This is a genomic window from Syntrophorhabdaceae bacterium (assembly GCA_028698615.1).
Lineage (GTDB): Bacteria > Desulfobacterota > Syntrophorhabdia > Syntrophorhabdales > Syntrophorhabdaceae > Delta-02.
This window is the reverse complement of sequence record JAQVWF010000006.1, coordinates 46,655-66,444: the sequence shown is the minus strand read 5'-3', so window position 1 is coordinate 66,444 and position 19,790 is coordinate 46,655. Positions and strand designations below refer to the sequence as shown.

Annotated in this window: 27 protein-coding genes and 1 tRNA gene; 25 read left to right on the top strand and 3 right to left on the bottom strand. The window is 55.7% G+C overall.

The window, feature by feature from the left end:
* Positions 1–40: 40 nt before the first annotated feature.
* From trxB to rdgB, 4 genes are read left to right on the top strand one after another with little or no spacing between them, the layout of a single operon-like run.
* Positions 41–970: a thioredoxin-disulfide reductase gene (gene trxB / locus PHC90_04050; GenBank protein MDD3845514.1), complete on the top strand. Its 930-nt coding sequence runs from the start codon at positions 41–43 to the stop codon at positions 968–970.
* 40 nt (positions 971–1,010) lie between these two features.
* The gene (locus tag PHC90_04045; protein ID MDD3845513.1) at positions 1,011–1,601 is read left to right on the top strand and encodes a hypothetical protein; all 591 of its coding nucleotides are present in this window, start codon (positions 1,011–1,013) and stop codon (positions 1,599–1,601) included.
* The gene (gene rph / locus PHC90_04040) at positions 1,558–2,286 is read left to right on the top strand and encodes a ribonuclease PH (GenBank protein ID MDD3845512.1); all 729 of its coding nucleotides are present in this window, start codon (positions 1,558–1,560) and stop codon (positions 2,284–2,286) included. Before PHC90_04045 ends, rph begins: the two co-directional genes overlap by 44 nt.
* Positions 2,283–2,867: an RdgB/HAM1 family non-canonical purine NTP pyrophosphatase gene (gene rdgB / locus PHC90_04035; GenBank protein ID MDD3845511.1), complete on the top strand. Its 585-nt coding sequence runs from the start codon at positions 2,283–2,285 to the stop codon at positions 2,865–2,867. The genes rph and rdgB overlap by 4 nt, the downstream gene beginning before the upstream one ends.
* Positions 2,868–2,971: 104 nt before the next feature.
* Here rdgB and PHC90_04030 read toward each other — a convergent pair.
* A tRNA-Glu gene (locus PHC90_04030) sits at positions 2,972–3,044 on the bottom strand.
* 118 nt (positions 3,045–3,162) lie between these two features.
* Between PHC90_04030 and tatA the strand changes: the two genes are divergently transcribed.
* From tatA to ftsY, 6 genes are all read left to right on the top strand, one after another.
* Complete coding sequence (tatA, locus tag PHC90_04025; protein MDD3845510.1) at positions 3,163–3,381, top strand: twin-arginine translocase TatA/TatE family subunit; 219 nt, start codon at positions 3,163–3,165, stop codon at positions 3,379–3,381.
* A gap of 83 nt (positions 3,382–3,464) precedes the next feature.
* A complete protein-coding gene (locus tag PHC90_04020) occupies positions 3,465–4,457 on the top strand; it encodes an L-threonylcarbamoyladenylate synthase (protein ID MDD3845509.1) in 993 nt (330 codons plus the stop codon).
* Between the two features lie 266 nt (positions 4,458–4,723).
* The gene (locus PHC90_04015; GenBank protein ID MDD3845508.1) at positions 4,724–4,957 is read left to right on the top strand and encodes a hypothetical protein; all 234 of its coding nucleotides are present in this window, start codon (positions 4,724–4,726) and stop codon (positions 4,955–4,957) included.
* A 2-nt stretch (positions 4,958–4,959) separates the two neighbouring features.
* Entirely contained in the window at positions 4,960–5,214 is a 255-nt protein-coding gene (locus PHC90_04010; GenBank protein MDD3845507.1) for a hypothetical protein, read from the top strand.
* Complete coding sequence (locus tag PHC90_04005; GenBank protein MDD3845506.1) at positions 5,181–5,744, top strand: tetratricopeptide repeat protein; 564 nt, start codon at positions 5,181–5,183, stop codon at positions 5,742–5,744. Before PHC90_04010 ends, PHC90_04005 begins: the two co-directional genes overlap by 34 nt.
* An 11-nt stretch (positions 5,745–5,755) precedes the next feature.
* Positions 5,756–6,664 (top strand): signal recognition particle-docking protein FtsY, encoded by a 909-nt coding sequence (gene ftsY / locus PHC90_04000; GenBank protein ID MDD3845505.1) that lies wholly within the window; start codon positions 5,756–5,758, stop codon positions 6,662–6,664.
* A gap of 89 nt (positions 6,665–6,753) precedes the next feature.
* Here the strand turns inward: ftsY and purN are convergent, their stop codons facing one another.
* Positions 6,754–7,356 carry a phosphoribosylglycinamide formyltransferase gene (purN, locus tag PHC90_03995; protein MDD3845504.1) on the bottom strand — a complete coding sequence of 201 codons (603 nt, stop codon included), beginning with the start codon at positions 7,354–7,356 and terminating at the stop codon, positions 6,754–6,756.
* 87 nt (positions 7,357–7,443) lie between these two features.
* Entirely contained in the window at positions 7,444–8,277 is an 834-nt protein-coding gene (locus tag PHC90_03990; protein MDD3845503.1) for a 50S ribosomal protein L11 methyltransferase, read from the bottom strand.
* Between the two features lie 239 nt (positions 8,278–8,516).
* Here PHC90_03990 and PHC90_03985 point away from each other — a divergent pair, with 239 nt between their 5' ends.
* The 15 genes from PHC90_03985 to rpiB all read left to right on the top strand — a co-directional run bounded on the left by PHC90_03985 (position 8,517) and on the right by rpiB (position 19,787).
* Positions 8,517–9,239, top strand: a complete 723-nt coding sequence (locus PHC90_03985; protein ID MDD3845502.1) for a UPF0280 family protein — start codon at positions 8,517–8,519, stop codon at positions 9,237–9,239.
* A 46-nt stretch (positions 9,240–9,285) separates the two neighbouring features.
* Positions 9,286–9,696, top strand: a complete 411-nt coding sequence (locus PHC90_03980; protein ID MDD3845501.1) for an NIL domain-containing protein — start codon at positions 9,286–9,288, stop codon at positions 9,694–9,696.
* A 4-nt stretch (positions 9,697–9,700) separates the two neighbouring features.
* Positions 9,701–10,861, top strand: coding sequence for a cysteine desulfurase NifS (gene nifS / locus PHC90_03975; protein MDD3845500.1), 1,161 nt, complete (start codon positions 9,701–9,703; stop codon positions 10,859–10,861).
* 83 nt (positions 10,862–10,944) lie between these two features.
* Positions 10,945–12,234: a MiaB/RimO family radical SAM methylthiotransferase gene (locus PHC90_03970; protein ID MDD3845499.1), complete on the top strand. Its 1,290-nt coding sequence runs from the start codon at positions 10,945–10,947 to the stop codon at positions 12,232–12,234.
* Positions 12,235–12,419: 185 nt separating this feature from the next.
* Positions 12,420–12,716 carry a YggT family protein gene (locus tag PHC90_03965; GenBank protein ID MDD3845498.1) on the top strand — a complete coding sequence of 99 codons (297 nt, stop codon included), beginning with the start codon at positions 12,420–12,422 and terminating at the stop codon, positions 12,714–12,716.
* A 9-nt stretch (positions 12,717–12,725) separates the two neighbouring features.
* A complete protein-coding gene (locus tag PHC90_03960) occupies positions 12,726–12,983 on the top strand; it encodes a DUF167 domain-containing protein (protein ID MDD3845497.1) in 258 nt (85 codons plus the stop codon).
* 162 nt (positions 12,984–13,145) lie between these two features.
* Complete coding sequence (locus tag PHC90_03955) at positions 13,146–13,658, top strand: DUF177 domain-containing protein (protein ID MDD3845496.1); 513 nt, start codon at positions 13,146–13,148, stop codon at positions 13,656–13,658.
* 14 nt (positions 13,659–13,672) lie between these two features.
* The gene (rpmF, locus tag PHC90_03950; GenBank protein MDD3845495.1) at positions 13,673–13,855 is read left to right on the top strand and encodes a 50S ribosomal protein L32; all 183 of its coding nucleotides are present in this window, start codon (positions 13,673–13,675) and stop codon (positions 13,853–13,855) included.
* Positions 13,856–13,862: 7 nt separating this feature from the next.
* Positions 13,863–14,873 carry a phosphate acyltransferase PlsX gene (plsX, locus tag PHC90_03945; protein ID MDD3845494.1) on the top strand — a complete coding sequence of 337 codons (1,011 nt, stop codon included), beginning with the start codon at positions 13,863–13,865 and terminating at the stop codon, positions 14,871–14,873.
* 3 nt (positions 14,874–14,876) lie between these two features.
* Positions 14,877–16,040 (top strand): acyl-CoA dehydrogenase family protein, encoded by a 1,164-nt coding sequence (locus tag PHC90_03940; protein MDD3845493.1) that lies wholly within the window; start codon positions 14,877–14,879, stop codon positions 16,038–16,040.
* 55 nt (positions 16,041–16,095) lie between these two features.
* A complete protein-coding gene (gene fabD, locus PHC90_03935) occupies positions 16,096–17,034 on the top strand; it encodes an ACP S-malonyltransferase (GenBank protein MDD3845492.1) in 939 nt (312 codons plus the stop codon).
* On the top strand, positions 17,031–17,756 hold the full coding sequence (gene fabG / locus PHC90_03930; GenBank protein ID MDD3845491.1) for a 3-oxoacyl-[acyl-carrier-protein] reductase: 726 nt from the start codon (positions 17,031–17,033) through the stop codon (positions 17,754–17,756). The genes fabD and fabG overlap by 4 nt, the downstream gene beginning before the upstream one ends.
* Before the next feature lie 86 nt (positions 17,757–17,842).
* Complete coding sequence (locus tag PHC90_03925) at positions 17,843–18,082, top strand: acyl carrier protein (protein ID MDD3845490.1); 240 nt, start codon at positions 17,843–17,845, stop codon at positions 18,080–18,082.
* A gap of 17 nt (positions 18,083–18,099) precedes the next feature.
* Positions 18,100–19,341, top strand: coding sequence for a beta-ketoacyl-ACP synthase II (fabF, locus tag PHC90_03920; GenBank protein ID MDD3845489.1), 1,242 nt, complete (start codon positions 18,100–18,102; stop codon positions 19,339–19,341).
* Positions 19,338–19,787 carry a ribose 5-phosphate isomerase B gene (rpiB, locus tag PHC90_03915; protein ID MDD3845488.1) on the top strand — a complete coding sequence of 150 codons (450 nt, stop codon included), beginning with the start codon at positions 19,338–19,340 and terminating at the stop codon, positions 19,785–19,787. The genes fabF and rpiB overlap by 4 nt, the downstream gene beginning before the upstream one ends.
* Positions 19,788–19,790 lie beyond the last annotated feature (3 nt).

Here is a 19,790-nt window from a genome sequence, read left to right as displayed (position 1 = left end):
GTAAGCTTGGAGAGGCAATTATTTCAGGAGGTTTTCGGGCATGTCGGAGCAGTATGAAGCTATAGTCATCGGCGGCGGCCCCGCGGGTCTGACGGCCGGACTCTACCTTATGCGCGGCGGGATCAAGACGCTCCTTCTCGAAAAGGTCCTTCCCGGCGGCGCGCCTCTCAACACGGGTCGCGTGGAGAACTATCCGGGGTTTCCCGAGGGAATATCGGGCAGGGAACTGATGGAAAGGTTCACCGCCCACGCAAAGGCCTTCGACCTTCCCATCAGGGAGTTTGCCGAGGTCCACAGCCTGACGCGCGAGGGAACGCGCTTCACCGTGACTGTGAATGATGCGACGATCGAAGCCGGTGGGGTCGTCGTAGCCAGCGGAACCGAACCGGTGAAGATGGGGATCCCCGGCGAGAAAGAACTCCTCGGCAGGGGCATCTCCTACTGCGCCACCTGCGACGGCATGTTCTTCAAGGATCTCGATGTCGCCGTCATCGGCGGCGGCGATTCGGCCATCGAAGAGGCCCTGTCGCTCGCCAATATCGTCAGGAAAGTATACGTGGTACATCGCAGGGACGCCCTGAGGGCGCAAAAGATCCTCCAGGAACGCGCCTTTCGGAACCCGAAAATGGAGTTCCTCTGGAACAGTCGTCCCCTCCAGATCACCGGCAAGGACCAGGTGGAATGCCTTGTCATTGAGGATACGAAAACAGGCCGGCGCGGAGATCTGCAGGTAAGCGGCGTCTTTGTCTACGTCGGCAGCCGCGCCAATACAGGTTTTCTCGGAGACCTGGTCGAACGCGACCCCGCGGGCTTCATCATCACCGACGAAGGGCTCGCCACCGCAACCCCCGGGCTTTATGCTGCGGGAGACATCCGCAAGAAGACGCTTCGCCAGGTTTCCACGGCGGTCGGCGACGGGGCGACAGCGGCGGTCGGCCTGGAAAGGTATATCCTTGGAGCACACCGTTAAACCCGTGTATTCACACAGGACAGGAGCGCAGTCGTCACCTATGGGCAAAGTCCTCCTGTGTCTCACCGCATTTTTTCTGCTGACATGTGCACCATCCCTGTGCGGGGCGGAACACATTGTCCTCTCTCGTGCGGGTGTCCACGACGACGCCATGTGGAATGTCTTTAAAAAATACCTGGCCGACAAGGGGCTTACGATGACCGTCTATAACTCCCCCGGGTCGATGGAAAAGCAGGTCGAGACGGCCAACAAGGTAAATAGGGAAAGGGCTCTCTTCATGCTTGCAGTCGAACTGGTGCCGTCGGACCACACCGACGCCTTCGTCGCCGTGAGCAACGCGAAAAAAGGAGAGGGCCTTATATTGAATGCCGATGAAGTGCCGGGCTCGCACGCCGCCCGGTCGGGAAGCCTCGCGTCGTCCATCGCCGCCCCGTTCGGGAAGAAGGTCAAGCCTATCCCTCTTTTCATGTTTCTCGGGATAGATATGCCGGGCGTCTTTGTAAGGCTTGAGGTTCAGAAGAATAAACCTGGCGATGCCTTCGACAAATTGTATGAAGGTATGCTGAACTATATGAAAAGAGGTAAAGATGAGAGAGAATTCAAGGGCGAGCGACGAAATACGTCACCTTAGGATCGAAAAGAGCTTCCTGCGGTATCCCGAGGGCTCCGTGCTCGTTGAGATGGGCGGTACAAAGGTTATTTGCGGCGTCAGCGTGGAAGAGAAGGTCCCCCCTTTCCTGAAGAACAGCGGCAAGGGCTGGCTGACCGCCGAGTATTCCATGCTCCCCCGGGCCACCCACAACAGGTCCATGCGTGAATCCGTTTCCGGGCGTATCGGCGGCAGAACGCACGAGATCCAGCGCCTCATTGGAAGGGCGCTTCGGGCCATAGTCAATCTCGATATCATCGGCGAGAGGACCATCTGGGTCGACTGCGATGTGATCCAGGCGGACGGCGGAACGAGAACCGCAAGCATCACCGGCGGCTACGTCGCCCTCGTTGAGGCCCTGTGGGGTATGAAAAGACGGGGTATGATCGACAAGGTCCCCCTGCGGGACAGCGTCGCGGCCATCAGCGTCGGCATTGTCAGCGGCGACATCGCCCTCGATCTGTCCTACGAAGAAGATTCGAAGGCCGAGGTGGACATGAACTTCGTCATGACAGGCAAGGGACAGCTCATCGAGGTCCAGGGCACCGCGGAGAAGAAACCTTTTACCAAGGAACAGTTCGACATCATGTACCAGTACGCCCTGAAAGGCATAGGTGAGATCACAACGCAGCAGAAAGCGACCCTCGGCCCCCTCTTCCCCCTATGACAAACGTCATCATCGCGACGACGAACAGGGGCAAGTTCGGAGAGATCCGGGACCTCATATCGGGCCAATTCACTCACGCCTATTCCCTCCTCGATTTTGAGGACGCCATCGTTGTCGATGAGGACAGCCCCCATTACGCTGACAATGCGATGAAAAAGGCGCGCAAGGTCGGGGAGCATTTCGGCATGCCCGCCCTTGCCGATGATTCCGGCCTGGAGGTCGCCGCTCTCGGCGGAAGGCCCGGCGTCCATTCCTCCCGATACGGCAGGAACGATGAAGAACGCATAAGACGTCTTCTCGGCGAGCTCAACGGTGTACCCTGGGAGGACCGCAAGGCAACCTTCAAGGCGTATGTGGCTTTGTACCTGCCGCAGAAGGACCGCTGCTACGTTTTCTACGGAGAACTCAAAGGATACATTGGTCTCGGCGAACATGGTTCGGGCGGCTTCGGATACGATCCCGTCTTCTATTCCCCGGAACTCGGCAAATACCTGGCTGAACTCTCCACGGAAGAGAAAAACACCCTGAGCCATCGCGGCCGCGCGATAGCAGCACTCAAGAACTTCGTCGGGAATGGGTGAGGGGTCAGGGTCTTGATAGGACCTACAGGACGCATAGGCAGCAGGAGGTGTTTTCCTGGAAACTCCGGAACTTTGGAGCCTGAAACTTGGAACGGTTCTTAATGTGGTCCCAACGAGAATCGAACTCGTGTTTTCGGCGTGAGAGGCCGACGTCCTGGGCCGCTAGACGATGGGACCGCCAAGCATGAATAGTATCAGAAAAGGACTTTCATTTCCACTAAAAAACCGACAAAAAGCTATACATTTTAATTGTTTCCTATTATAATTTGGAGGACATAATCAAAAGGAGGAAGGAATGTTTGGCCTCGGAATGCCGGAACTGATCATAATACTTGTCATCGTCGTACTCATTTTCGGCGCCGGCAGGATCTCGGAGATAGGTGGGGCGATAGGGAAAGGTATCAAAGGCTTCAAAAAATCCGTAAATGAGCCCGATTCCATTGATGTCACACCGGAACAAAAGGAACGACAGGAAAAGGACAAAGCCTCTCAGAAACCGAACGAACCGAAGTGAAACCCCTCCATACCTTCCGCAACGTCATGAACAGACAGCCATCAGGCCCTGCCTTCTTTTAGCCGACTGAGCCGAGAAAACCCATGGAGATCCTCAACGGGAAGGAAAAAGAATCGATCCTCAAAGCGGTGGAGATCCTCGAGGCGGGAGGTATCGTTGCCTTTCCCACGGAGACCGTGTACGGCCTCGGCGCTCTCGCCCAGAACCCTTATGCCGTCGCAAAGATCTTCGAGGTCAAGCAGAGGCCCCACTTCGATCCCCTTATAGTGCACCTTGACGGACCACAGCGGCTGAAGGACTACGTGAGCGATGTCCCCGGGGACGCCAGACGGCTTATGAAGATATTCTGGCCCGGTCCCCTCACCATGATCCTCAGGAAAAACCCATCCATTCCCGACATTGTCACCGCCGGTCTTCCCACGGTCGGAATCCGTGTGCCTTCACATCCCGTGGCGCTGGCGCTCATCGGCGCCCTTCAAAAACCCATCGCGGCACCGAGTGCCAATCCTTTCGGCTACATGAGCCCCACCCGGGTGCGCCATGTTGCCAGGTCCTTCGCGGACCGGGTGCCCCTTGTTCTCGATGGGGGGGATTCCGCATACGGGATAGAGTCGACCATCATATCCTTCCGGGAAAAAGGGGTATTCGTTCACCGCCATGGCGCCATAAGCATTGAGGAACTGTCGGAACACGTGCGCATAATTGAAGACAAGACGGCCCCCGGAACCTGTGAATCCCCGGGGGAGCTTCCTTATCACTATGCCCCCACGAAACCGCTGCGGCTTGTCAACGGCCCTTCTGACATCGGGCACGAGGCATCGTCCTATCTCGCGTTTCAAGAGCCAGCGGAACCGGTAAGGTCAAAACACGTGAGGGTCCTTTCGCCGTCGGGCGACCTCAGAGAAGCGGCATCCAATTTTTTTTCCGCTCTTATCGAGCTGGACAGTGATGATGTGGACGTCATCTATGCCGAAAAACTGCCGGAAAGGGGCATTGGCCGGGCAGTCATGGAACGGCTCAGAAAGGCCGCCCGCAAGCACCCCCCGCAGGCGGTACACAACCCGTTGAATATTTAAATGAACCGTGATAGTGTATGAGTGGAAGCGCGACCGGAACAAAATGAAAGCCAATCATGAAAGTCTTTGATAAGATTGAAAAAAAAGTTTGCACGGTCTTTAGGCAGAGGGGAGATTGTATGTGTAGAATCAACAGGTTACAAACGTTTTTTTACAACTTGTCAACAGGTTTTCCACAAAGATTGTGGAAAAGTCTCAAAAGTCCCTATTTTTCAAGAACCTGTATCGTACTTCTGTCCTGCTTTGTTCTGGTTTCCTGTTCTTATATGAAAAAGGTTACAGGAAAGCCGCAGCCGACCATGGAGAACGCGCTTATCTCCATGAGCGAGGACGAGATCCGGAAGAAACTGGGTGAACCCACCATGGTGAGCCTTACACCCGACGACAAGATCATCTGGACATACCGTCCCGAGTGGAAGCTCATGCCTGACAACAAAGGTACGGTTTACGTGGAGTTTGATAACGGCAAGGTGACAAAAGTGATCAAGGCGGAAAAATGACCATGCTATGCGAAACGTGCTCAAGGGAATTCGAGAAAACAGCCTGCCCGCGCTGCAAGGAAGACATATTCCGGTTTGGTGCTTACTGCTACCTTTGTGGAGGGGAACTGGCCGGTGAGTCACCGGTCGCGGAGGAACCCGCCGACGACGATTTTTCGAAGAGGGTCCTGTGCAGCGACGGGACCTGTATCGGCGTAATAGACGAGAAGGGTATCTGCAAAGTATGCGGAAAACCATACAAAGCGGAATCGGAATAGTCCTCGTAACCTGTCTTTTCTGTTCCTGCACGACCTACAACAACTATTCGCGGCAACTTGGGGCCGGTAAAAGCCTTCTTTCCGAAGGCAGGTACGACGAGGCCCGAAGGCACCTTGAAGACGCGGCCCGGCACAACATCGACGGCGCGGCGTACACATACCTTGCCCTTATGGCCTACAGGCACAATGACCTGGGGAGTGCTCTGGGCTACATCGCCAGCGCGGAGAACGCGCCGCCCGATATGCTCTCTTCGCTGAGAATGTACGCCTGCAAAGCCCTCATCCTCCTCGGTCTCAAGGCTCCGGTGGGAATGAAGGCACTTCAGGAATATGTTGACCGCTACGATGGGTTCTACCCCCTCGAATCCATCAATGACATAAAGGAAATGTTGCGGACCGGCACTGTTGACCGGGAACGACTGGAAACGATCATGGAAGAGCAACTGCAAACGCACGAACAGGACATGGAGCTTTACATATATAGTAATGTGGGTTTTTACACCCGCGATAATCGGGACGGAGCGTATTAGGGGACAATACTATGGGATTTTTCGAAAAGATAAAGAACGGACTGACAAAGACCCGGGATCAGCTCAAGACAAAGATCGAATGGATGGTTGCGGGAAAACCGATCGAAGAGGACGCCTTCGATGAGATCGAAGAGGCATTGATACTTGCCGATGCGGGTCTCGAAACGGCACAACTCCTCGTGGATGCCCTCAAGGAAAAATGGAAGCGGGGACTCATACGGACAACTGACGACATACGGTCGTCCATGAAGGAAGAGGTGCAGAAGCTCCTCACCCCCATCGAATCCCCGATAATGACCAACGGCAGCAAGCCCTTCGTCATTCTTGCCCTCGGTGTGAACGGCGTCGGCAAAACGACGACGATCGCCAAGATGGCCGGCATTTACCTCAAGGATGGCAAAAAGGTCCTCCTCGGTGCATGCGACACCTTTCGGGCTGCCGCCATCGAGCAGCTCGACGTCTGGGCTAAACGGCTCAATGTGGAGATGGTAAGGCATGCCGACGGATCCGACCCGGCCGCGGTCGCTTTCGATGCCGTCAAGGCGGCGAAGTCCCGCGTTGCCGACATCGTCATCCTCGATACGGCCGGCAGGCTCCACACGAAGGCAAACCTCATCGAGGAGATGAAAAAGATACATCGTGTCATTTCAAAGGAAGTGGCGGGGGCGCCCCACGAGGTGCTTCTCGTTGTGGATGCCACCAACGGTCAGAACGCCATCGCCCAGGCAAAGACATTCAACGACGCCGTCGGCGTCACGGGCATAGTCATCACGAAACTCGACGGAACGGCAAAGGGCGGCTTCATCCTCCCCATAGCCCACCTCCTGCGCATACCCGTCAGGTACGTGGGTGTAGGCGAGAAACTTGACGATCTCATACCTTTCAACGCAAAGGAATTCGCGGAAGCAATGTTCGAGTAAAACATAGTGACCAAATTCCAATAAGCAAATAAAAAGCGGCAACAGAACGAGCCGACCGTTTCATCCGGTGTATTGAGATTTGGTCATTGTCATCCGTCCTTCCTGAGGACAATCTCTCCCGCCGCTATCCTCTCCAAAGTTGCCGGATAGAGGATGTGTTCCTGGACGAGGACACGTTCTGCCAGTTTCTCGGGGGTGTCGTCGGGCATGACGGGCACGCGCACCTGGGCAAGGATGGGCCCCCTGTCGTATTCCTCGTTCACAAGATGGACGGTCACACCGGATTCTTTCTCTCCCGCCGCGATGACAGCTTCGTGGACATGAATGCCATACATCCCTTTCCCGCCGTGCTTTGGCAGGAGTGCCGGGTGGATGTTGAGAATGCGCCCCCTGAAACGGGCGAGCGTTCCGGGGCCGAGCTTCTTCATATAGCCGGCAAGGGCAACCACATCGACCTTGTGCAGGATAAGCGTGTCCAGAATGGCCCGATCCAGCCCTTCCGGGTCGGGGTGCGTCTTCCCGCTCAAGCAGTAGTTGGGGATACCCTCCGCTCGTGCCCGTTCAAGAGCCCGGGAATCGCCGTTATTGCTGATAACGACAACCGGGGCCGCATGCAGCTTCCCCGCCCTGCAGGCATCGATGATGGCCTGCATGTTGCTACCCCCATGTGACGCAAGAAACCCTATATTCATGGCATATCCTCGTAAAGTTGGCCCGGCCCCCGAACCCTCCGCAAAAAAACAGGTTCTCCGCCCTTGTCTGAAACTTGAAACCTGAAACTATCTTCTAAAGACAAATCCTCTCCAGGCGTTCTTTCTCGCTTCCATCACCGGCTCCCAGGGCAGGAAGAGCCTCAAGGCCTCATTTTTCTCCCGGCCGATGATACCCGAGGCGACAAGGGTCCCTTTCTTTTTCAAAAGGCCCATGATATGTCCCGACGACAGTGCGAACGTGCGGATGTCGAGGTTGGCGAGAACAATGTCGTACCTTCCGCCGACGTCCATGAGGTCGGCGCAGACGACCTCTATCCCCGATGCTTCGTTGAGAAGCACGTTCTTTTGCGCCGAAAGGACGGCGTCCAGGTCGTTGTCGACGGCGTAAACGCGTTTCGCCCCCTTCAACCGGGCATAGAGGGACAACAGGGCGGAACCGCAACCCAGGTCGAGGACGCGCTTCCCTGTATGGTCTATCTCCTTCATAAGCTTTACCATGAGCCTCGTCGACTCATGCCTGCCCGTCCCGAAGGCCATTCCGGGCTCGATCGTGATATACGTAACGCCCTTGCGCTTCGAGTTCCAGGGGGCCCGGATCACGATGTCCTCCACCGTGACGGGCCGGAAGTATCGCTTCGCCATTTCGGAATAATCACGACGCTCCTCCTCGCTGACCCGGATGTCCCCGAGGGGGATGCCGCTTTGCCGCATCGCCGCAAGGAATGTCTCCACGTGTTCCGGGTAGGTCCGGATGACCGTTTCGTCACCGTCTTCCACGATCCATACCCCCGACGGGGAGTGGATCGTGTAGATCTCTTCCGGGAGCAGCTCCTGTGCACCCCGCTCCACCACGATATCGACGCGCATCACCGTTTCCGGCACATCGCCCTTCACAGCCATCCCCCGGCCTCAGGGAATCCTTTATCATCTCTCATTTTTGTAAACGCTCCTTCCGGTGGTCCATGAACTCCATCGCGAACATGATCCCCATCAAAGATTATAGCGGAAAGCCTCCCCGTTATCAATCCAGGTCTATGTCTCACGTTTGACACCAACCCGTGCTCCTGCTATAGTACAGACACCGCGCCCCATCGGTGAGAACCCGCGAGAACGCCGCGTATGGGCATCGCGGTCAAGCCATGTATGAAGAGAGATTCTATCGCCGCATATCGAAACCCGCGGAGCTTGTCTGCTACAACGTTCAATGCAAGGAAACAGACCTTTTCTGCTGCACCAGCGGCGATCTCGGCCCCTTCATAAAAGAACGTGTCCTTTTCTACCGAAACCAGCTCGAGGAATACATCCGGACAAGGCCTTCTTTTCAGGACAGTCTGCTGCCCATTGAGGATGACCGGCTTGCCCCTCCCATTGCCGGGGAGATGATCCGTGCCGGGGCCGTCGTCGGGGTCGGACCGATGGCCACCGTCGCCGGGGCCGTCGCGGAGTTTATCGGCCGTGACATCATGCCCCTCACTGGCGACTTCATCATCGAGAACGGGGGCGATATCTATCTGCGCACATCGGCGGAACGGACCATACAGATCCATGCCGGGGCCTCGCCCTTCAGCGAGCGGATCGGCATCAAGCTGCAGCCAGCCCCCGATCCCCGAGGGGTCTGCACCTCGTCGGGAACGGTAGGCCACTCCCTGAGCTTCGGCAAGGCCGATGCGGTCTGTGTCGTGGGACGCTCTTCCCTTTTCACCGACGGACTTGCAACTTACCTCGGTAATATTGTAAAAAAGAAGGACGATATCGCTGCCGCCGTCGAAAAAGGACAGCGCTTTCCCGGTGTAACGGGGATATTGATCATACTGGACGATCAGCTCGGCGCCTGGGGCGATCTTGACATCGTCGAACTATAACCAGCGAGTCTGCCCGGCAAGACTCGGAGAAATATGCGAGGACACAATGAAAAAGAGGATCATTCTCCGCTTTAAGAAAGATACCATCGACAAGCCCATCGTCTACCGGCTCGTAAAGGATTTCAATCTCATTTTCAATATCCTGAGGGCGAACATATACCCGAAGGCGGAGTCCATCATGGTGATGGAGGTGGAAGGCACGGAGGCAAATTTCAAGAAAGCGGTGAAATACCTCAAAGACCTTGCTATCGACACGGAGCCCATGGAGCACGACATCAACCGCGACGAATCGCGGTGCGTTCATTGTGGACTGTGCACAAGCGTCTGCGCCCCCGAGGCCCTGTACATACGGGACAGGAAGGTCATGAAGGTGGAGTTCGACTATACACGCTGCGTCGCCTGTGAACTCTGCGTAAAGGTGTGCCCCGTCAAGGCCATGAATGTCTCCTTCGAGTGAGGCCGTGCCGACACCCAGAATATATTTGGACAACAACGCGACGACACCCATCCATCCCCGGGTGGCGGATGCCCTGAGACCCTTCCTGAACGGGCTCTTCGGCAATCCTTCAAGCCTCCATTTCGCCGGACGGGATGTCAAGCATTCCTATGAAGCGGCCCGTGAAGACATAGCCGCCATGATCGGCGCCAGGGTCGATGATATCATCATTACGAGCTGCGGCAGCGAGGCAGACAACCATGCAATCAAGGGCATCGCATACGCGGCAGGGAAAGGCCATATCATCACATCCACGGTGGAACACCCTGCCGTCCTCAATTGCTGCAGATACCTTGAGACCAGGGGATTTGCCGTAACCTATCTTCCCGTCGACGGGCACGGCCTCGTCGACCCCGGGGACGTAAAGGATTCCATCAGGAAGGACACCATCCTTATCTCCATCATGTACGCAAACAATGAAACAGGGACCGTGATGCCCATCGGCGACATCGCCGCCATCGCCCGTGGAAAGGGGATCCCTTTTCATTCCGACATGGTGCAGGCGCTGGGCAAGATCGATGTGGATATCGGGGCCCTTGGCGTCGACCTTGCCAGCTTCTCGGGACACAAGGTATACGCACCGAAAGGCGTCGGGGCTCTCTATGCGCGTGAAGGCCTTCCCCTGGACAGCCTCGTTCACGGCGGCCACCAGGAATCGGGAAGACGGGCGGGGACGGAGAATGTCATCGGCATCGTCGCCTTCGGCAAGGCCTGCGAGCTGGCCAGGAGGGAAATGGTTGAAAGGAAGGGGATGATTGAGAGACTGCGAGGGCGCCTTCTCGACGGCATCCTGGAACGTATCGACCATGTGCGCCTCAACGGGCATCCCCTGCTCAGGGTCCCCAACACCCTGAATCTCAGCTTCGAGTTCGTCGAATCGGAATCGCTTCTTCTTGCCCTCGATATGAAGGGTGTGGCTGTTTCATCGGGCTCCGCCTGTTCATCGGGCTCCTCGGAACCCTCTCACGTCCTCCTGGCAATGGGCATACCCGGACCTCTGTGCCAGAGCGCCCTTCGCTTCAGCCTGGGACGGGACAACACGGAAGCTGACGTTGATTATGTCCTCGACATCCTCCCGGGCATAGTCGCCAGACTGCGCGAGATGTCACCCTTCTACAAAGGGTAGAAGGAAGAACCGTTTCAGGTTTCAAGGTTCAGGTTTCAGCCAAAAAAACCCGATTCTTTTACCTGTAACGTGGAACCTGGAACATGAAACCAACCTTCTTCATCCATACCACCGGCTGCAGAGCTAATCAGTGGGACACGTCAGTCATCGCGGGGAACCTCGCAAGGGCGGGTTACGCGCCTGCACCCGTGGACAAGGCGGACCTTGTGGTGGTAAACGCCTGTACCGTCACGGAAGGGGCCGTCCGGGACATACGCCGTTTCATCAGCCGTTTGAGAAGAGATAACCCGGGGGCGAAGGTGGTCCTCGCAGGCTGTCATGGACAGGCCTATCCCGATCACAGCTTTGGGGCGGACCTTGTTCTCGGGCAGGCGGAGAAAGTGTCGGCAGACCGGTATGCGGATCTGGCGGGCACCTTTGTCAGTCCGCGAGAATCGCTGGTCATGGAAGATACGCCGGAAGAGCCAGCCATGGCGGGCAAAACGCGGTTCTTTTTCAAGATCCAGGACGGCTGTGACAGGTTTTGCAGCTACTGCATCGTGCCCTACGCAAGGGGCCTGCCGCGCAGCAGACCCCTTGCAGAGATACTGGGCACGATGGAGACCCTGGCACGAAAGGGAATACAGGAGGTCGTCCTGACGGGTATCGAGATATCCGCCTGGCGAGACCAGGAAAGAGGGATCGGCGTCACGGAGCTTATCCGCCTCCTCGAGGATGTTCCCACCCCTGTGCGCATACGCCTGAGTTCCGTTGACCCCCTCATGTTCAACGAGGCATTCATCGAAACCGCCGCCGCCTCGCGCAAGCTGGCGAAAAGCTTTCACATCCCTCTCCAGAGCGGCTCGGATGCGGTGCTGACCGCCATGCGGAGACCCTATCGCCAAAGCGACATCAGAAGGATCCTGGACAAGGTCCTGGAAAAAATGCCTGACGCCGGGATCGGCATGGACGTTATAGCAGGCTTTCCGGGAGAGGACGAGGCCCTTTTCGAAGAAACCCGGGCGTTCCTGGATTCATGCCCTGTCTACTACCTCCACGTCTTCCCCTTTTCCTTGAGGCCGGGGACGGCGGCGGCCGTCATGGGCGGCATGATCGCACAGGCGACAAAGAAACAGCGCGTCCGGGTTCTCAAGGAAATCGACGCGCACAAAAGGGAAACCTTTCACCGCCGCTTCGCCGGCAGCCGGGCATGGATCATACCCGAGGGCAAGCGCTATCTTGGCCGATACATGCGGGGATACACAAACAACTATATGCCTGTCCATATTCCCTACGACAAAGAGCTTGAAAACAAGATGGTGCCGGTCAGAATAGACAGGGTAGAGGGTCCGCTTGTCGTGGGAAAGGCACTATGTGAAGATAATGACCAATGACCAAATAAACGAACAATCACCAGACATGAGATCAAGCCAGGGAGGGTTCTCTTTCATTTGGTTATTGTAATTTCGGCCATTGACCATTATCCTGTATTGATCGTTATCCTGTGATCCGGTCATTGTTCGTTTATTTGGTCATTGGAATTTGGCAAATTGGTTATTAATCTTCTTCGAGGTTTGTGATGTCCGCTTTAGGTGTCTCGATTCTTTGGTTCGCCAAGATCCTCAATGGCGCGCTTACCATCTACTTCTGGGTTATCTTCGCGCGCGCCCTATTTTCCTGGATACGGCCTAATCCCTATAATCCCATAGTGCGGACCGTGTACAGGCTCGTTGATCCCGTTACGTACCGCATATCCAGGATCCTGCCCACCCGGTTCGGCATGGTCGATATCGCCCCCTTCTTTCTCATGCTCATCATCATCTTTCTCCAGGAGTTCCTGACGAGGGCCCTCCTTCACCTTGCGCTCAGAGCCTAGGGACGCACCATGAATGTGGAGATCAGGGTCATACCGAATGCAAGAAAAAGGTCGATAGCGCGCACGCAGGCCGGCATCACCGTCAGGCTCACGGCGCTGCCCCTCGAAGGCAGGGCAAACGAAGAGTTGGTACGGTATCTCTCGGACATCTTCAAGGTCAAAAGGTCTGCGATCAGAATCCTCCGCGGCGAGAAGGCCAGACGGAAGGTCCTTGAGATCCCCATCGACGAAAAACTCCTCCAGACCCTTTTGGGCGAGACGGTATAAAGAGAGGTGGAAGTGATGGGCCCTTTCCCCCCCTTTGCCCCAAAACAGTCGGTCTCCGGCCTCGTTCCAACAAAAAGGCAAGAGTTACAACAGGTTAATTTGCTTGACAAGAAAATACTAAACTCTTTATATTATCTATCTTCAAAAAGAAGGCGACCTGTGTTGATACGACTGACAGAAATAGAAGATGTACTGGTCGTGAAGGGTGAGATGGATACTGCGCGATTCCCGAAGACTGATGATGACGCACTCAAGCTGCTTGCGCCGGTGAGCTACGAGCTCACCGTTGCAAAGTTCGACGATACCGTTACCGTCGAAGGGTCGATCAATTGTGAGGCGTCGCTCGCATGTTCACGGTGTCTCGAAGAGTACAACCTCTCACTGTCACTTCAGATGGCCATCAAGCTCACCCCGAAAAGCACGCTTCCCGATGCGGCGGATATGGAGCTTCATAACGACGACCTCGACATTTACTACTACGAGGGAGAAGAGGTAGACCTCGATCCCTTCGTTTACGAGGAGGTCATGCTCAACATTCCGGTGAGACCCCTCTGCAGCGAAGAATGCAAAGGCATATGCGCAACCTGCGGCAGGAACAGGAATACGGAGCCCTGCGATTGTCCCGAGGCACCCTCGAGTCTCCTCGGCGAAAAACTAAAATCTTTCTTACATTAGACAAGGAGTAGATCATGGCTGTACCAAAACGAAAAACTGCGAAGGCAAGACGGGACAAGAGACGCACACACTACACGGCATCACCCGTAGCGGTGGTGGCATGCCCGAACTGCAAAGAACCCAAGCTTCCTCATGCTGTTTGCCCCAAGTGCGGAATGTACAAAGGAAAACAGTACATAGCGGTCGAGGAAGCCTAGCTCAAGGATGATACGGATTGCCGTTGATGGAATGGGTGGCGACTTTGCGCCCCAGGAGATCGTAAAAGGGGCACAGTCAATTTCCCGCGAAGGCCTCGCTTCCATTGTCCTTGTCGGCGACGAACAAAAGATGAAACCCTTTGTGACGGACCATGCAAACCTTGAGATGGTCCACGCGCCCCTTTGCGTGGGGATGAACGAGGCCCCCTCGAACGCCCTGAGGAAGAAGAAGGACTCTTCCATGAACAGGGCCTTTGAACTGCACAAGAACGGTGAGGTTCAGGCCGTCGTTTCGGCGGGGAATTCCGGCGCGGCGATGGCATTTGCCATCTTCACCCTCGGCCGCATCCCCGGCGTCGACCGACCCGCGATCGCCACGCTCCATCCGCGCATGGGTGAAGGAATCTCCATCCTCCTTGACGCCGGCGGCACGGTGGACTGCAAACCGACGCATCTGGCCCAGTTCGCACTGATGGGCAATGCCTTCGTGTCCTCAGTCCTTGGAATAGCCTCCCCCAGGGTCGGCATTCTCTCGAACGGCGAAGAGGAAACAAAGGGCAACGAACTGACCCGGGAGGCACATGCCCTTATCAAGGAATTCGGCATAAACTACCTGGGCTACGTCGAGGGCACCGATATGTACAACGGCAGAACCGACGTGGTGGTAAGCGATGGTTTTGTCGGCAACATCGCCCTGAAGATAAGCGAGGGGGTCGCAGACCTGATCTTTGAATTCTTCAGGGAAGGTATCAAAAGAAGCCTGAAGGCACGAATCGGCTATCTCCTTCTGAAAGATCTGTTCAAGGAATTCCAGAAGAAAGCGGACTATTCCGAAACCGGCGGGGCACCGCTTCTGGGCGTCGACGGGGTCTGCATCATATGTCATGGAAAATCGAACGAAAAGGCCATGCGCAACGCCATACTGCTGGCAAAGAAGTTCGTGGAGAAAGGTCTCAGGGAATCCATCAACGAGACCATGCAGGACTACCAATCGTTGCAGAAAGTAAAGGAGAGGTAAGATATGGATTATTTTCTATCTGAGGACCAGAAGAGCATACAGAAGCTGGCGCGCAGAATAGCAGAGGACAAGGTCGTTCCCGTTCGTGCTGAACTTGATGAAACGGGACAGTTCCCCTGGGAAATAATGAAGAACTGCGCGGAAACGGGCCTCTTCGGTGTCAGTATCCCCGAGGCATACGGCGGCATGGGAGGAGGATCCTTCGAGAACTGTATCGTCGTCGAGGAACTGAGCAAGGCCTGCCTTGGCGTATCGGTAAGCTATGCAGCAAGCCTCCTTGGCGCCTACCCTATCCTGCTCGGTGGATCGGAGGAGCAGAAACAGAAATACCTGTCCCAGATAGCAACGGGGTCGAAACTTGCCGCCTTCGGACTCACCGAGGCCAATGCGGGCAGCGATGCCCAGGGCATCAGGACCGAGGCGAAGAAAGACGGTGACTATTATATCATCAACGGGACGAAACAATGGATAACGAACGGCGGCGAGGCCGAGATCTATACCGTCGTCGCCATGACGGACCGCTCCAAGGGCGGCAGGGGTGCCACGGCCTTTATCCTCGAAAAAGGCATGGAAGGCTTCACTTTCGGCAAGAAAGAGAACAAGTTAGGCATACGGGCATCGGCCACCCGGGAGCTGGTATTTCAGGATTGCAAAGTTCCGAAGGAAAATGTTATAGGTAGAGAAGGTCTGGGTTTCATCCTGACGATGAGGACATTCGACAGGACCCGCCCAGGGATAGGGGCGCAGGCGGTAGGGGTTGCCCACGGCGCACTTGACGCAGCCATACAATACGCGCGTGAAAGGGAACAGTTCGACAGAAAGATCATTTCCTTTCAGGCAATACAGCATATGCTCGCCGATATGGCAATACACGTGGAGGCGGCACGCGCTCTGGTATATGCGGTGGCGCGGTACATCGACAGCAATCCCAAGGATTTTTCCAAGGTGTCGGCCATGAGCAAGGTCTTTCCGAGCGACGTGGCCATGAAGGTTGTCGTCGATGCTATACAGGTTTTCGGCGGATACGGCTACATGAAGGAATACCCCGTCGAGAAAATGATGCGCGATGCAAAGATACTCCAGATATACGAAGGCACGAACCAGATACAGAGGAACATCATCGGACTGGAGTTGATCAAGGGGTCGGCATCGAAGAAAAGGTCATGACGTGAGATACTGATCTCGCGAGGAAACAATTCATACACCCGGCGAGTGAGGATAGATGAAAAAGATAGGAATAGTATTTCCGGGACAGGGTTCCCAGTACATCGGCATGGGCAGGGACCTTTACGAGAGGTTCGACTATGTTCGCGACATGTTCGCCGCCGCCGACAGGGTCCTTGGGTTCTCCATAACAGATCTTTGTTTCAAGGGCCCCGAGGATGAACTGCGTCAAACGTACAACACGCAGCCGTCGCTCCTTCTTGTCGGCTATGTCGTGCATGAGGTGCTGAAAAGGGAGGCAGGTATCCAGCCGTTTCTCGTGGCCGGGCACAGTCTCGGCGAATATACGGCCCTGCTGGCAAGCGGCTTTTTCACTTTTGAAGAGGCCCTCACAATCACCAGGAGAAGAGGACTTCTCATGGAAGAGGCATGCCCGAAGGGTAAAGGCGGCATGGTGGCGCTCATCGGTGCCGATATGGAAAAGATCGGACCCGTCCTCAAAGAGATCTCCCACGATGATTACGTGGCAGTCCCCGCCAACCTCAATTCGGCGGAACAGGTTGTACTCTCCGGCGACGCCGGGGCATTGAAGGAGGCCGTTGAAAAATTGAAGGGGACGGGGTACAAAAAGGCCGTCTTTCTCAATGTATCCGGGCCGTTCCACTCTCCACTGATGCAGGAGGCCGCGGACCGCTTGAAGGGCGAGCTTGCGGCGCTAGGCCACGGCCGTCTTTCCGTTCCCGTAGTCTTTAACGTCGACGCAACCCCCGGAAAAGATGCGGGGGACGTGGACGATAAGCTTTATCGCCAGATGTTTTCCCCGGTGCTGTGGGAAAGATGCGTCAGAAAAATGGCCGATGAGGGCGTGGAGGTCTTTATCGAGGCGGGACCCCAGAAGGTTTTGTCGAACCTCGTAAAACGGATCGTTCCCGCCGTCCCCTGTGTGAATGTGGAAAAATTCGACGAGATAGAATCGGCAAAGGGGCTTTTAGCATGAACGGAACAGTGACCATCATCACAGGCGGCGCCCAGGGTATCGGCCGGGCCATTTCGGAACTCATAGCCGATAAAGGCGGCGATATCGCCATCTTCGATATAATCGACGCATCGGAAACCATCGAGGCCATTCGGTCGAAGGGACGGCGCTGTGAGTTCTATACTGTAGACGTCTCAGATCTCCAGGCGGTCCAGGGGGCCGTCGATCAGGTCGTAAAGGACCTGGGAAAGATAGACAACCTCGTGAATAACGCGGGCATCACCATAGACAAACTCCTGGTGCGCATGAAAGAGGAAGACTGGGACCGGGTAATCAGAGTGAACCTGAAGAGCGTCTTCAACTGCACGAAGGCAGTCGTCAGGCACATGCTCAAGTCGGGCGGCAGCATCGTCAACATCTCTTCCATCGCGGGCGTCATGGGAAACCCGGGGCAGGCCAACTACGCGGCCAGCAAGGCCGGCATCATCGGCTTCACCAAGAGCGTCGCCAAAGAATATGCGGAGCGCTCAATAAGGGTCAATGCCGTCGCTCCCGGATTTATCAGAACGAAGATGACGGACATTCTCGATGAAAAGACAAAGGAGTCGATGTACGGAGCGATTCCGCTCAAGCGTCTCGGTGAGCCTGAGGACATCGCAAACGCTGTATATTTTCTCCTTTCGAAATACGGCAGCTACGTAACGGGGGAGGTGGTAAATGTTAACGGCGGGTTGTACATGTAAAGAACACATGACCGAAGGTAGACCGTCAGGGACGGATACCTTGGCAGTCTTTAAGGAAGTTTTCAATAAAACAAGGAGGTGGCTTAATGTCAGTAACTGAGAAAGTAAAAAAGATGATTGTGGATCAGCTCGGGGTAAGCGAATCGGAAGTTATTCCGGAAGCTAAGTTCATCGATGACCTCGGCGCCGATTCTCTTGATATCGTTGAGCTTATTATGGCACTGGAAGACGAGTACAGCATTGAGATCCCCGATGAGGATGCAGAGAAGATGGAGACGGTGGGTGACGCGATCAGATACATAGAGAATCGCCTGGCAGGCAAATAACTCAAAGAGGTGCCGGTTTGAAAAGAAGGGTTGTTATCACCGGTGTCGGTCTTGTAACGCCGCTGGGCGTGGGGATAGACAATGTCTGGAAACGGATCCTCAACGGAGAATCCGGGATCGCACCGCTAACGAGATTTGACAGTACACAGCATGATACCAGGATAGCCGGCGAGGTGAAAGACTTCAAGGCCGAGGAGTATGTTTCGGTCAAGGAGATGAAGCGGATGGATCTGTTCATCCAGTATGCCCTCGCCGCTACAAAAATAGCAATGGGAGACTCCGGTCTCGACGTTTCCAAAGAGGACGCCGAGCGGATCGGGGTGGTTGTGGGCACGGGTCTCGGCGGACTGCCGACCCTTGAGAAGTATCATAGTATATACCTGGAAAGGGGACCGGGGCGGATCTCCCCCTTCTTCATTCCCATGCTCATAGCCAACGAGGCGCCGGGCCATATTGCCATCCAGTATGGTCTGAAAGGGCCCAACCTCAGCATTGTGACGGCCTGCGCCACCGGTGCACATTCGATCGGTGACGCATGCAGGATCATCCAATATGGCGATGCGGACATGATGGTGGGCGGCGGATGTGAAGCAAACCTCACTCCGTTGACCGTGGGCGGTTTTAATGCAATGAAGGCCCTTTCGACCCGGAACGACGAGCCCCAGAAGGCCTCGAGGCCATTCGAGAAGGACCGCGATGGTTTTGTCGTGTCCGAAGGCGCCGGCATCGTCATTCTCGAAGAGCTTGAGCACGCCCGCAAAAGGGGTGCGAAGATCTATGCGGAGCTTGTCGGATACGGATACAACGGGGACGCGCATCATATTACAGCCCCCTGCCCTGACGGCGACGGGTTCATCCGCTGCATCAATATGGCGTTGCGCGACGCAGCGCTTGCGCCGGATGCGGTGGACTACATCAATGCCCACGGAACATCCACGGACCTCAACGACCAGACCGAGACGCTGGCCATCAAAAAGGTTTTTGGGGAAAGGGCGTACAAACTACCCGTGAGTTCGACAAAGTCCATGACGGGCCATCTTCTCGGCGCCGCGGGTGCAATAGAGGCGATCTTCAGCGTTCTGGCGATCAGGGACCGGGTCTGCCCTCCTACGATCAACTACGAGACGCCCGACCCCGACTGCGACCTTGACTACGTTCCCAATGAGGCGCGAAACCAAGATATCAACGTGGTTCTCTCCAACTCCTTCGGGTTTGGCGGTACGAACTGCGTTCTCGTCCTGAGGAGGTTTGAAGGATGAAGATAGCGATCGGCTCGGACCATGCAGGCCTCGAACTGAAAGAATACATAAAGGGTATTCTCGCGACAGGGGAATATGACGTGACGGACGTGGGGACAGACTCTCCGGCATCCGTCGATTACCCCGATTTCGGGTTTGAGGTGGCGAGACGTGTTGCCTCCGGCGAAGCGGACAAGGGCATACTCTTCTGTGGAACGGGGATTGGGATGAGTATCACGGCGAACAAGGTCAAAGGCATCCGGGCCGCCCTTGTTTTCGATCTCTACACGGCCGCGCAAAGCCGGAAACACCTCGACGCCAACGTGCTCGTCCTCGGCGGAAGGATAACCGGAAAGGGTCTTGCCGAAGAGATCGTGAAGTCCTGGCTTGCCGCGGAATTCGAAGGGGGCCGGCACCTCGGCAGGATCATGAAGATAGAGGCTTTCGAAAAGAATACAGACAGGTAAGAT